The following is a 12,209-nucleotide window of genomic DNA, read 5'->3' as shown; positions in this document are numbered from 1 at the left end:
TTGCGCATCGCGATCCACTGCGACGCCTGGCGGAACAGGCACGGGACGTTCCCGGTTCGGGCTTGCGCCCTGTTGTGCTGATGACAATCAGCGATCGTTGGAGCGGGATTCGAACCCGCGACACATGGACTACAAGTCCATTGCTCTACCCGTCTGAGCTATCCAGAGGTCAACGTGCGGGACTCGAACCCGCAATCGACAGCACATGGCTGTTGCTCTCCCAGTTGAGCCAACGTTGTCGCAGCCGCTTCGAAACGGCATCGGCATACGCCACGGCAATGCCGCGCGCACCGGACGGAACGCAAGCCCGTACCGCTGTCACCGATCGAGATTCGACTGCGTATTGCCGCTTCTTTCCAAGCGGCAATTAATTCGCGCCCCACCGCTGCCGATGCGCTGGCAACACGGTGCACGCGTGTGCTTGGTCGTCCTTTGCGAACGCGTAAAAGAAAATGCCCCCGGCATGGAGTCCGAGGGCATTCGCCGTGCCTCGGAAGATCGGGGTGACCGATCTCCCGTGGAGGAGCCGGTCAGTTCAGGAGTGCGCCGTCATGCGCGAACCACGCACGCAGGCCCGCATCGCGCTTGGGCAGCGATGGCAGCAGGCGGTCGGCTATGCGGTTCTGCGTGGACATGGTCGAAGTGCGGCTTGAAGTCAGGAAAGGGGCTGCGGATATCCCGCAACGGGAGCGCACCTTACGCGCAGGGATGCACGTGCGCAAGAGAAATATTGACGTGGCGACGAATGGTCGGCCTGCGCAACCCGGCGGCGCCGGAACCCGCTAGGCGCCACCGTCACCCACCGCGACAGGGTGCCTGTCGACGTCGAGCGCGATCATGACGAAGGTCCCGCGCGTGCACAGTCGCCGTTCGCCCGTCAGCAGATCCTCCGCGACCAGATCCACCCCCACCCGGATCGAGCTGCGGCCGACGCCATTCACACGGGCCAGCACCTCGACCAGCTGCCCCTGCTGGATCGGCAGCTTGAAGTCGACCTGCTCGGAGCGTGCGGTCACCACGGTACGGCGTGCATAGCGGGATGCCGCGATGAAGGCAGCCTTGTCCATCCATGCAAGCGCCTGGCCTCCGAACAGGGTGCCGAGGTGGTTGGCATGGTCCGGAAAGACCATCTCCATCAGCCTGGCCTCGGTTGGCCGCCCGTCCGGCGATGCCGTCATGCCGAAACCTGCGCGAAACCCTCGGCGAGGGCGCGCATGATCTGCGCCGGGGCCTGGAATCCGGGCAGGCGCGCGATCTCCACGCCATCCGCGAACAGCGAGAGCGTCGGCGTCTGCCGCAGGCCGAGGCCGCGGAACAGCGCTTCGCCGACCACTTCCAGCTGCACCTTGAGCACGGGTATGTCCTGGATCAGGCCGGAGGCGGCAGCCTTCTGCAGCGAGGCATCGAGCATCCGGCAGCCGGGACAGTCGTCCTTGCAGTAATCGACCAGCAGGCGTGGATGCGCTGCCAGCATGGCGGCGTAGTGATCAGGCGAAGTGGCGTGCAGGATCCGCATGCGCAGTGATTCCTTCATGTGTCGTGGTGGCGGACAGGACCAGGTCGGTCCAGCGTTCGATCGCCAGGGCGTCGCCGGCGCCATGCGGCATCTGCTCGATTTCCAGGGGCGGATAGCGGCTACCGAAGAACTTCGCCATGCGCCGGACCGCACCGCAGTAGTACTCCTCGCCCCACTGCGTCTCGCCGGTGCCGAACACCGCCAGCCGGTCGGGCTTGCCGACCGCACCCATCAGCTCGGCGATGAATCGCTTCATCTCGGCAGGCGTGCGACCTGCGTTGTCGGTCCAGGAGCCGAGCAGGTACAGATCGTGCCGCGGGCCGGTCCCCGCGGCAGCCAGGCCATCCATGTCCACCTCGATCCAGGTCACGGCGTGGCCCAGCGCCTCGCAGCGCGCGCCGACTTGGCGCGCGACCTCGCGGGTATTGCCGCTCAGCGATGCGATGGCGAGCAGGATCCGCATCGGCTCAAAGATCGTCGAAGCCATTGTCGGAATTCGTCTTCTTGTAGCTGGCATTTCGCATCTCGAAGAAGTCGGTCTTGGTCTCGGTGAAGTTGTCGGCGTAGGCCTTGATCCAGGGCATCACGTTCTCGGTGGCCTCGGAATACAGCCTCTCGATGCCCAGCATCCCGGCCATCTTGTTGGCGCGGTACTTTACGTAGCGGACCATTTCGTCGACATCGATGCCGTCGATGCCGTCCAGTACTTCGCCGGTCCACTGCACTTCCAGCTCGATGGCGTGCTCGAAGGCGCTGTGCACGTAGGCGGTCAGCTCATCGGTCTGCAGCTCCGGGTTCTCGCCGACGATGGCGCGGATCAGCTCGCTGATGAACTTGGTGTGCGCAAGCTCGTCGCGGTTGATGAAGCTGATGATCTTTCCGGTGCCGGCCATCCGGTTCTGGCGCACCAGGTTGTAGAAGTAGGCGAAGCCGGAATAGAAGTTGATTCCCTCCAGGATCGAGGACTGGATCAGCGAGCGCAGCAGGGTCTCGGCGGTCTTTTCGCGCATGAAATCGTCATACGAGTTCATGATCGGCGCGTTGCGCTTCTGGATCGTCGGGTGCGTGCGCGCGATCTCGAAGATCCGGTTCTGGTTCTGCAGGTCGGTGATCGAGGCCAGCACGTAGCTGTAGCTTTCGTTGTGGATGACTTCCTGCTGCCCGATGATCGCCGCGTTCGCGTGCGCGGCCGGGTCGGTGATGTATTCGGCGACGTTGTAGATGAAGCGCGTCTGCGGCGAGTCCAGCGTGGCCAACAGCCCGATGATCGAGTCATAGGCGTTCTTCTCCCGTGCCGACAGCTCGCCGTACTGCTTGGCGTCGCTCTTCATGTCGACCTCGTCCGGGATCCAGAAGTTGGTCGAGAGCTCCTTGTAGGCGCGGTAGAACGACGGATACGGGATGTCGTTCCAGTTGAGGATGCCGCTGGTGCGGCCGTTGATGATCCCGGTCGAGCGGTTGGGATGGCGCGGCTCGAGGATGCGAATGCGGTCGAGCGGCGTGGAAGTAAGCGGTGCGGTGGCGGACATGTGGTCTTCTCGTGTTTCGGGCGTCGCGGGACGAATCGATCTGGAGGAAAGCCCCCTGAGTCAGGGGGGCGCGCCGAAGGCGCGGGGGTCTGGGTGCTGGTGATGCAGGGTCCACGGTTCGCCACGCGAACCGTGGAAGCGAAAGCGCGAATGCGCTTCAGCTACTGCACCACTCGCACTCGGCGATGTCGATGTCGTTCGAGCGCACGTAGTAGGTGGTCTTCAGGCCTTCGCGCCATGCCGTCATGTGCAGCTCAAGCAGGGTGCTGGCGCGGATGGTGCTGGGGACGTAGAAGTTGAAGCTGATCGACTGGTCGACGTGGCGCTGGCGGCGCGCGTTCTGGCGGACGCTTGCGAACTGGTCGACGCGGTAGGCGCCTTTCTCGTAGTAGGGCCAGGTATCGAGCGACAGACCCGGGGCCGCGACCGGTCGCCGATAATCCTTCTTCTCTTCGTAGTAGAACGCGGAGTAGATCGGGTCGATGGATGCGGTGGAGCCCGCGATCTGCGCGGTGCTCATGTTGGGTGCCACGGCCATCAGCCAACCGTTGCGCATGGCGCCCGCGGCCACCCGGGTAGACAGCTCCCGCCACTCCGGGCTGTCGTAGCCGCGGTCGCGGAAGTAGGCGCCGGTGTGCCAATCGCTGCCCTCGAACGCCGGATAAGCGCCCTTCTCCTCCGCCAGCGCCATGCTGGCCCGCACCGCGAGCTGGTTGATGCGCTCGTACAGCGCGTCGCTGTAATCCTCGGCCCCGGGCGCGTTCCACTCGATGCCCTTCAGCGCCAGCAGGTGGTGCCAGCCGAACGTGCCCAGGCCGATGGCGCGGTACTTCTGGTTGGTGATCGTGGCCTGCGGCACCGGCAGCTGGTTGAGGTCGATGACGTTGTCGAGCATCCGCACCTGGATCGGCACCAGGCGCTCGAGCACGTCGGTGATGAGGTCGCCCTGCCCGTCCGGTGGCACGACGGCGCGGCCGAGGTTGATCGACGACAGGTTGCAGACCACGAAATCGCCGGCCTGGCGCGTGGTCACGATCTGGTTGCCGGAGATGATCTCCTGCATGAGCCGCGTCGGGCTCATGTTCTGCAGGATCTCCGTGCACAGGTTGGACGAATACACCATGCCGGCGTGCTTGTTCGGGTTCTTCCGGTTCACTTCGTCCCTGTAGAACATGAACGGGTTGCCGGTCTCCAGCTGGCTGACCATGATCCGCTTGAAGATGTCGATCGCCTTGACCGTCCTGCGGCTCACGCGTTCGTCGCCCACGACCTCCGCGTACTTCTCGCGGAAGCTGCCCGCACCGCGGGATTCGTCGAAGAAGTCCTGCAGGTACCAGCCCTTGAGCCGCTTCACTTCATGTGGATCGAACAGGTACCAGTCGCCGCGGCGCTCGACCGCCTCCATGAAGATGTCCGGGATGCAGACCGAGGTGAACACGTCGTGTGCGCGCAGGCGCTGGTCGCCGTTGTTGAGGCGCAGGTCGAGGAAGGCCTCGATGTCGCGGTGCCAGACGTCCAGGTACACCGCCACCGCCCCCTTGCGCTGGCCGAGCTGGTCGACCGAGACCGCGGTGTTGTTGAGCTGCTTGATCCACGGCACCACGCCACCCGAAGAGTTCGGCACGCCGCGGATCGCCGCCCCCGAGGCGCGGACGTAGCCCATGTAGGCGCCCACGCCGCCTCCGCCCTTGGACACGCGGGCGATGTCGGTGTTGGAGTCGTAGATGCCCTGCAGCGAATCGTCGACGGTGTCGATGAAGCACGACGACAGCTGCCCCCCGGTCTTGCCGGCGTTCTGCAGCGTCGGCGTGGCGACCGTCATGTACAGGTTGGACAGCGCCCAGTAAGCCTCGCCCACCAGCTGCATGCGGCGCTCGCGCGGGGCTTCGCGCTGCATCAGGTACAGGGCGATCGTCAGCCACCGCTCCTGCGGCAGTTCGTACACCGCGCGGCTGGTGTCCGTCGCCAGGTAGCGGGTGGCGAGCAGGTACAGGCCGTTGTAGGCGAACAGCCTGTCGCGCTCCGGATCGATCATCTTCCCGGCTTCAACGAGTTCCTCCTTGGAGTAGGCGCGCAGGATGTCGTTGGAATACACGTTGCGGTCGGCCAGGCTTTCCTGGAGTCCGACGTAGGAGCCGTAGCGTTCGCCGACGTCGTAGAAGCGGTTGCGACTGGCGCGCTTGTACAGGCGCTGCAGGTACAGGCGTGCGGCGAACATCTCCCACTCGGGCGCGGCCACGTCCACGCGCGCTTCGGCTTCGCGCACCAGGTGGTCGACGAGGTCGTCCGCGTCCACCACGTCCTTGCGTTCGACGAACCCGCACACGCTGCGCGTGTAGTCGGCGACATCGAGCTGCGGAAACTCGGCGTGGATGCGATCGATGCTGCGCACGAGCCGTGCGCGGTCGTAGGGCATGCGGCGGTTGCCGGCTTCCTTGGTGATCCATGTGGCAACGCATCCGCTTTCGCCGTCGCGCGGGAAGGCAGCCGGGGCTGGAACGGCGGCGATGCCGTCGTGCTTGTCCATGTGTGTTCCTGGATGAGGGACGCACGGCCACCTGTCCCGCGGCAGGAGGCGGGCGGCGTCATCACAGGGTCGGCAAGCGGCGTCGCAACGGACACGCCCGATCCGACAACGAATCGCGGGCGCATGCGCGCTTCACCAGCCATCTCCCCCCGGAGATTCCGCAGCCGGCACCGCGCGATGTGCTTGCGCGCGGCTGTCGGCAGGTCTTCGGGCTCGTGGATCCGGGAGCTGGGCTCCGCGCCTCGGTCGCCGCTTCCCGGAACCACCGTTCCAGTGCGAGTGCGACCTCGTTTCCACCTACCGCTGCGGGGCAGCGCCGGAATGAGTGGGACTGGATGTTTCTCCGCCCCACCGCACCGGCTTCCCTTTTCATCCCGCGCCCTGCGGCGCGCGAACCGACGACCACAACATATCGTGGCGCCAAGGAACCGTCAACGCAAAATGTTGTGACAAGACGTCGGGGAGATTCCGGCTGCCGCGGAAGCGAATGCCGGACGCCCACCGCACCGCAGCGGTCATTCGCCTTTGCACTGCCTGGGCTAAAGTGCCGGTTCCCCACCTCGAGACCGTCATGTTCGACCGCTTTCGATTGCCCCGGACCTATTGGGCCGACCGGTCCGTCCTGGCCCTCCTGATCGCCACCACGGCCTGGCTCTCGCTGACGTTCGCGCGCGGCCCCGGCGAACTCGCCGCGATCTGGGTCGGCAACGGCATCCTCACCGGCTGGCTGCTGTCCAGGCGCAGCGCGACGTGGCCGGGCTACATCGCGATCGCGTTCGCGTGCGAACTGCCGGCCCGGATGCTCGCCGGCGATACCCCCGTCTACGCGTTCGCGATCGCGGCATGCAACATCGTGGAAGTGCTGGTGGTGGCCGGATTCGTGCGCAGCCGCGTCCCGGACATCCGCCAGCCGCGGGACTGGGTGCGCCTGGGCGGCATCGCGACCGGAGCCACGCTGCTGGCCTGTGCCTTGTCCGGACTGCTGGCCGCGGGCGTGGCATACGCCATGCACGGCCAGGCATTCGTGCGGTCCTTTGCAGGCTGGTATGCCGCCCACGTCGTGGGCATGGTGATCCTGGCCACCACCACCCTCGTCGTGCAGCGCGAAGGGCTGGGCCTGTTCATTGCGCGCGGCCGGGGCTGGTCGCTCGCGGCCAGCATGACCTTGCTGGTGGCGGTGGGCATCGGGGTGTTCATCAGCGCCTACCCGGTGATGTTCCTGACCTATCCCGCCCTGCTGCTCGCCGCGATGCGCCACCAGTTCGCGGGCGTGGCGCTGGGCGTGATCGCGTTGGCCCTGATCGCCGCCATCGCCACCACGCTGGGATACGGTCCGCTGTGGCTGCAGCATGACCTGGGGGACGGCGGCAGGATCGCGCTCCTGCAGCTCTACCTGGCTGGCGGCTGCGTGATGACCATCCCTGTCTGCCTGGCCATGGCCGAACGCAAGCGCCTTGCCATGCGCCTGGGCGACAGTGAGCGCCGCTACCGCATGCTCGCCGACCATTCGCATGACGTTATTTCCCGCATCCGGGGGGACGGTGAACGGCTGTATGTCTCTCCCTCTGCGCTGGAGATGCTGGGATGGACGCCGGACGAGATGCTCGGTTCGCGGTGGGACAGCGTGCACCCGGACGACCGCGCGACCCAGCAGCAGGCGATGGCCGACGTGCTCGCCACGGGCAACCCGCGCACCGACATCTACCGCGTGCGGCACAAGGACGGCCACTACGTCTGGGTGGAAGCGGTGTCGCGCTGCATTCCCGCCGACGACGGCAGCGATGCGGACGATCTCATGCTGACCGCGCGCAACATCAGCCGCCGCGTGGCCGCCGAGCAGGCGCTCGAGGAGAGCCGGCGCGAGCTGGAGCGGCTGACGCGCGTCGACACCCTGACCGAGCTGGCCAACCGCCGCCAGTTCGACGAGCGCCTAGCGCTGGCGCTGAAGCGGCTGCACCGCCACGACACCCCGATCGCGCTGCTGTGCCTGGACATCGACCACTTCAAGGCCATCAACGACGGCCATGGCCATGCCGCCGGCGACGCCGTGCTGCAGGCCTTTGCCGGGCGCCTGTGCGACAGCGTGCGTGAGACCGACCTGGTCGCGCGCCTGGGCGGCGACGAGTTCACGATCCTGGTCGAGGATGCGCAAGCCGGAGCGGCCGAGGCGATCGCGCGCAAGGTGCTGGAATCCACCGCCGCGACCATCGAAGCTGGCGGCACGCCGCTGATCGTGACCACCAGTATCGGCATCGCCTACGCGCAGCGGCCCACCGATGCCGCGACGCTGATGGAAGCGGCGGACGCGGCGCTGTATGCGGCCAAGAAGGCGGGGCGCAACGGCTATCACGTGGGCGAGGCATCCTGACGCCACGTCCCGGTCCGGGAACCACCGCGACATCCGGCGGTCCCGGGATTCAACGAGTCCACGTTGCGGCCGATGGCGCCGCCCGCCACGGCACCGGCCACCGTCGCGACCTTGCGTCCGCTTCCGCTGCCCACCTGGTTGCCGACCTATCGCGTGCAGTGCGTCCGCCGGACCCGCGCCGCCCCGGATCGCGATGGCCGTCATCAGGTCCGGCATCACGCACCTCCCTGGTACTGCTTCTCCTCGATGAATTCGGAGCCCGCCAGGCGATTGATGTCGTTCTTGATCGCGATCCGCTCGCCGTTGCGCATGGCCACCGCGCGCGCGAGCTGGATGAATCCGTCGTCGAAGTCCTTGGCGGCTTCCCTCGCGCGCAGGCCGTCCTGCACGTCCCACATCAGTTCATTGACCGCCTTCAGGCGGTCGTAGAACCCGTCGAGCTCCGGTTTGGCGTCCACCAGCGCCTGCCAGATCGGGCGCAGGCCCTCGAGTTCGACCGCGACGTGCGCGCGCTTGTCGGCATCGGCGATGCGCTCGTGCTTGATGTGCAGGATCGAGATCTTGTCGGCCAGCTCGCCGACCGACACGGGAACGGAAATGGTCTGCTGCATGTTCACTCACCCGGCCTTGCACTGGATGGGAACCATACGGCCGATTTCCACCGTGAGGTCGTCGCCCTTGCCGCGGATGGTGTTGGGGCCGTTGCTGTAGACGAAACCCGAAGCGCTCGGCTGCTGCGCGAGTTCGATCGCGTCGCCATTGCGCAGCAGGACCGCGCGCTCCTGCGCGGCATGGAAGCGCACGGACAGGGACTCCCCGTTGTCGCAGCTGAAGGCGACCTCACGCATATCCGGCGGAGACGGGTCCACCGCGGCGGGCGGTGAGCTGCAGGCGCAAGCCGCGCAGGCTGCGAGCATTGCCATCAAGGGCACTTTCATCGAGTTCTCCAGCTTTGGCGCACGCTGGCGCCGGACGGACATATCGATACCGTAAACTCCGGCAGGCCCCACCGCCACCCTGGTGACAACATGTTTTCCACTGTAGTGCGCACTCTTTTCGCTGCGACCGCCCTTGGCCTGGCCATGCCTGGGCATGCGGCCGCGGAGTCCCGCACGCCCCCGGCACCGCAGTGCCTGGACGCACGCGAGGTCAGCGAGGTGTTCCAGTCCGACGCGCGCACGCTGGCCATGGTGCAGTCGGATGGCAGGCGCTTCCGCGTGGAACTGGGCGCCGAGTGCCCCGAGGTCACCGCCGCCAGCAACACCCGCATGTTGGCCGCCAACGGCTGGATGTGCGGCACCGGCAACGAATACGTGTCGGTGGACTCGCAGCTGTGCCCGGTCGCCGCCGTCGCCCCGATCACCTCGGCCGAGTACGCACAGCACGCGCGCGCCAGCCAGACCAGCGCGGACGGCAGCACCACGCTGGCGACGGTGGTGGTGAAGGGTGAGCGCCGGCACGGCTTCGCGGCGTCCCCCAACTACTGCTTCAACCCAAGGCATGTGCGCGGCTGGTCGGAGGACCCGAAGGGCGTCGTGGTGGAGGTGAACCCGCGCCGCTCCGGTGGCAACCGCTACTACCGCGTGGAACTGGTGCGCTCCTGTCCGCATCTTGCCGGACCCGTCCAGATCGCCTTCCGTTCGGGCGTGGGCATCGGCCTGATCTGCGGCAACCCGGGCGACGATATCCGCACCGGCACCCGTGGAACCGGAACCATCGGCGGCGGCCTGGGGGAGCCTTTGGCGCTGGCGGACGGCAGGTCGACGGAATTCCTCATGACCGGCTCCGACCGCATGCAGATCCTGGGTGCGAAGTCCGGATGCCCGATCCGCGCGGTGTATCCCATGGAGGTGGATTGATCCACGCGTCATCCCGGCATGACGCGGCTTGAACACGCCCCGCCCCACACTGGCTCCAGGCGGCACACACGCCCGCCAACCCCACGGAGGCCAGACGATGACCCGATCCACGACCGGCAGCGCCAGCGGCGAGTTCCGCGATGTGGCGCGTGATGCGATGAAGCTCGGCGGTCGCTGTGCCAGCGCCGCGCGCGACTGGCTGGGCGAAAAGCGCGAAGAGTTCAACCTTGGCCGCGCGGCCGGCACTTCCGACGTGTCCGTCCACGGCTATCGCGGCGTCGGTCCCCGCGGCTACCGCCGCGACGACACGCGGATCCATGACGATGTCTGCGATGTGCTGGCCGAGAACGATGCGCTCGACGCCGGCGACATCAGCGTGGAGGTGACGGAAGGCGTGGTGCGACTCGCGGGCTCTGTGCCGCACCGCATGATGAAGCGCCTGGCCGAAGACCTCGCCGACGGGTGCAAGGGCGTGCGCGACGTGGAGAACGCGCTGCGCGTGGGGATTCCGCCATCGGGCGTTGTTCCCGGCGCGCCGCCGTTCGACGCGGCGCCCTGAACCTCGCAGGAAACGGAGCCGAGGTGCGGGGGTCGCTGCCATCACGTGGCGGCGGCGGCCTTGCGCTCCGCGATGAAGCGGCGCACCTCTTCTTCCAGCACCGGCAGCGGCACCGATCCCAGGCGCAGGATCGTGTCGTGGAAGGCCTTCTGGTCGAAGTCCGAACCCAGTGCCTGCTCGGCCTCCACGCGCAGGTCGCGGATGGTCTTGTAGCCGATGTAGTACGACAGGGCCTGGCCCGGCCACGAGATGTAACGGTCGACCTCGTTGACGATGTCCGGGCGCGAGAGCGCGGCGTGGCTGGCGAGGTATTCGATCGCCTGCTCGCGGCTCCAGCCGTACTCGTGGATACCGGTGTCGATCACCAGGCGCGCGGCGCGCCACATCTCGAAGCTCAGGCGGCCGAAGTCCTCGTAGGGCGTCTCGTAGATGCCCATCAGTGTGCCCAGCCATTCGGTGTACAGCGCCCAGCCCTCGCCGTAGCCGGAGAAGTAGGTGCGCTGGCGGAAGTCCGGGCGCTCCGGCGCTTCGAGCGCCAGCGCGGCCTGCAGGCTGTGGCCGGGCGAGCATTCGTGCAGGGTCAGCGCCGGCAGGTTGTACAGCGGTCGTGACGGCAGGTCCCAGGTGTTGAACCAGCAGGCATCCAGTCCGCCGCGGCCCGCGGTGTAGTTGGGCGCAATGTCGTCGGCCACCGGCAGGATGGTGAAGCGGTAGCGCGGCAGCGTGCCGAGCACGTGCTTGAGCTGGCCGTCGACCTTCTTGGCGACGTACGCGGCGGTGGCCAGCAGTTCGCGCGGCGTCTTCGCATAGAACTTCGGGTCGCTGCGCAGGTAGGCCAGGAACTCTTCAAATGAGCCTTCGAAACCGGCACGCGCCATTACCTCGCGCATCTCCGCGGAGATGCGGGCGACTTCCGCCAGGCCGAGTTCGTGGATCTCGCGCGGATCCATGTCACGGGTCACGTACTCGCGGATCTGGCCGCGATAGAACGCCGCGCCGTCGGGCAGGTCGGCGGCCGAAATCGAAGTGCGGGTGCCCGGCAGGTAGTCCTCGCGCATATAGGACAGCAGCCGCCGATAGGCCGGCACGGCCTGCTCCAGCACCACCTTGCGCCCGTCCGCGCGCAGCTGCGCGCGCACCGCTTCGGGCAGCGTCGCCGGGATCGTGTCGAAGGCGGCGAGCAGCGGGTTGGCCGCGTCATCCAGCGTGTACGGCACGATGGTGTTGTCGCGGTTGTCGAGCGACGCGCGCGGGACGCTCCAGCCGCGCGCCAGGCCGCGCTCCATGTTGGCGATGTGCTCACCGAAGACACGCGGCAGCTCGCCCAGGCGGCCGATGTAATCGCGCCATTCCTGCTCGCTCTGGTAGGGCTGGCGCGGCGCGAAGCCGGTCCAGAAGAAGGTGTCGCTGTTGAACGGCGCCTCCCAGGTGCGGCGCGTGGCGTTCTCGTGGTCGGCCTGCATCGCGGTGCGGAACACCGCCAGGTTGACCTGGTCCTCGCGCGCAAGCGCGTCGACAGGGATTGCGTCCAGCTTTGCCAGGGTCGCGGACCAGTGCGCCGCGCGGCGCTCCCAGGCTTCGGGCGTGTTCGATGGCAGGCGCGCCGACTGCCGCCAGCGGCCATCGACTTCGGTATAGCCGTATTCCTGCTGGCGCCATGTGCTGTCGGCTTCGAACAGCGCGTGCAGACGCGTGGCTGCGTCATTGGCGGGCACGGCGGCCTGCGGCGTGGCGCCGGCCTGCGCCAGCGCGACACCTGTGGTCGCGCACGCCAGCGCCAGGAAGCAGATCGTGGAAAAACGCAGGCGGAAGCGGCCTGTTGGGGACATGCGGGGGCTCTCCGAGGTGATG

General features: G+C 67.2%; 12 protein-coding genes, 2 tRNA genes and 1 riboswitch. Of the genes, 3 read left to right on the top strand and 11 right to left on the bottom strand.

Annotation, left to right across the window (positions count from 1 at the left end):
• Nucleotides 1-97: 97 nt before the first annotated feature.
• From ACW5F0_RS13295 to ACW5F0_RS13265, 7 genes are all read right to left on the bottom strand, one after another.
• Nucleotides 98-165: transfer RNA gene (locus ACW5F0_RS13295), tRNA-Thr, on the bottom strand.
• Between the two features lie 3 nt (nt 166-168).
• Nucleotides 169-239, bottom strand: a tRNA-His gene (locus tag ACW5F0_RS13290).
• A gap of 543 nt (nt 240-782) precedes the next feature.
• Nucleotides 783-1,178, bottom strand: coding sequence for an acyl-CoA thioesterase (locus ACW5F0_RS13285; protein ID WP_456963956.1), 396 nt, complete (start codon nt 1,176-1,178; stop codon nt 783-785).
• On the bottom strand, nt 1,175-1,516 hold the full coding sequence (locus tag ACW5F0_RS13280; RefSeq protein WP_456963955.1) for a thioredoxin family protein: 342 nt from the start codon (nt 1,514-1,516) through the stop codon (nt 1,175-1,177). The genes ACW5F0_RS13285 and ACW5F0_RS13280 overlap by 4 nt, the downstream gene beginning before the upstream one ends.
• Nucleotides 1,488-1,979 carry a flavodoxin gene (locus tag ACW5F0_RS13275; RefSeq protein WP_456965218.1) on the bottom strand — a complete coding sequence of 164 codons (492 nt, stop codon included), beginning with the start codon at nt 1,977-1,979 and terminating at the stop codon, nt 1,488-1,490. The genes ACW5F0_RS13280 and ACW5F0_RS13275 overlap by 29 nt, the downstream gene beginning before the upstream one ends.
• A 4-nt stretch (nt 1,980-1,983) precedes the next feature.
• Complete coding sequence (locus tag ACW5F0_RS13270; RefSeq protein WP_456963954.1) at nt 1,984-3,045, bottom strand: ribonucleotide-diphosphate reductase subunit beta; 1,062 nt, start codon at nt 3,043-3,045, stop codon at nt 1,984-1,986.
• A gap of 157 nt (nt 3,046-3,202) precedes the next feature.
• The gene (locus ACW5F0_RS13265) at nt 3,203-5,572 is read right to left on the bottom strand and encodes a ribonucleoside-diphosphate reductase subunit alpha (protein WP_456999914.1); all 2,370 of its coding nucleotides are present in this window, start codon (nt 5,570-5,572) and stop codon (nt 3,203-3,205) included.
• A gap of 181 nt (nt 5,573-5,753) precedes the next feature.
• A riboswitch (cobalamin riboswitch) is annotated at nt 5,754-5,987 on the bottom strand.
• A 129-nt stretch (nt 5,988-6,116) separates the two neighbouring features.
• Between ACW5F0_RS13265 and ACW5F0_RS13260 the strand changes: the two genes are divergently transcribed.
• Complete coding sequence (locus tag ACW5F0_RS13260) at nt 6,117-7,940, top strand: diguanylate cyclase domain-containing protein (RefSeq protein ID WP_456999913.1); 1,824 nt, start codon at nt 6,117-6,119, stop codon at nt 7,938-7,940.
• Here ACW5F0_RS13260 and ACW5F0_RS13255 read toward each other — a convergent pair.
• The 3 genes from ACW5F0_RS13255 to ACW5F0_RS13245 all read right to left on the bottom strand — a co-directional run bounded on the left by ACW5F0_RS13255 (nt 7,919) and on the right by ACW5F0_RS13245 (nt 8,878).
• Complete coding sequence (locus tag ACW5F0_RS13255; protein ID WP_456963951.1) at nt 7,919-8,074, bottom strand: hypothetical protein; 156 nt, start codon at nt 8,072-8,074, stop codon at nt 7,919-7,921. The genes ACW5F0_RS13260 and ACW5F0_RS13255 overlap by 22 nt on opposite strands.
• A gap of 81 nt (nt 8,075-8,155) precedes the next feature.
• On the bottom strand, nt 8,156-8,551 hold the full coding sequence (locus ACW5F0_RS13250) for a DUF6165 family protein (RefSeq protein ID WP_456963950.1): 396 nt from the start codon (nt 8,549-8,551) through the stop codon (nt 8,156-8,158).
• A gap of 6 nt (nt 8,552-8,557) precedes the next feature.
• Nucleotides 8,558-8,878, bottom strand: a complete 321-nt coding sequence (locus ACW5F0_RS13245; RefSeq protein ID WP_456963949.1) for an MliC family protein — start codon at nt 8,876-8,878, stop codon at nt 8,558-8,560.
• A gap of 144 nt (nt 8,879-9,022) precedes the next feature.
• On the opposite strand from ACW5F0_RS13245, the gene ACW5F0_RS13240 reads away from it, so the two are divergent.
• The gene (locus ACW5F0_RS13240; protein WP_456963948.1) at nt 9,023-9,799 is read left to right on the top strand and encodes a hypothetical protein; all 777 of its coding nucleotides are present in this window, start codon (nt 9,023-9,025) and stop codon (nt 9,797-9,799) included.
• A gap of 97 nt (nt 9,800-9,896) precedes the next feature.
• Nucleotides 9,897-10,358 carry a BON domain-containing protein gene (locus ACW5F0_RS13235; RefSeq protein WP_456963947.1) on the top strand — a complete coding sequence of 154 codons (462 nt, stop codon included), beginning with the start codon at nt 9,897-9,899 and terminating at the stop codon, nt 10,356-10,358.
• 41 nt (nt 10,359-10,399) lie between these two features.
• On the opposite strand, the gene ACW5F0_RS13230 is transcribed toward ACW5F0_RS13235, so the two are convergent.
• On the bottom strand, nt 10,400-12,187 hold the full coding sequence (locus ACW5F0_RS13230; RefSeq protein WP_456999912.1) for a DUF885 domain-containing protein: 1,788 nt from the start codon (nt 12,185-12,187) through the stop codon (nt 10,400-10,402).
• Nucleotides 12,188-12,209 lie beyond the last annotated feature (22 nt).

This window comes from Luteimonas sp. A534 (genome assembly GCF_054072805.1).
The sequence above is the reverse complement of the archived record's forward strand: the minus strand, read 5'-3'. Positions and strand labels throughout refer to the sequence as shown.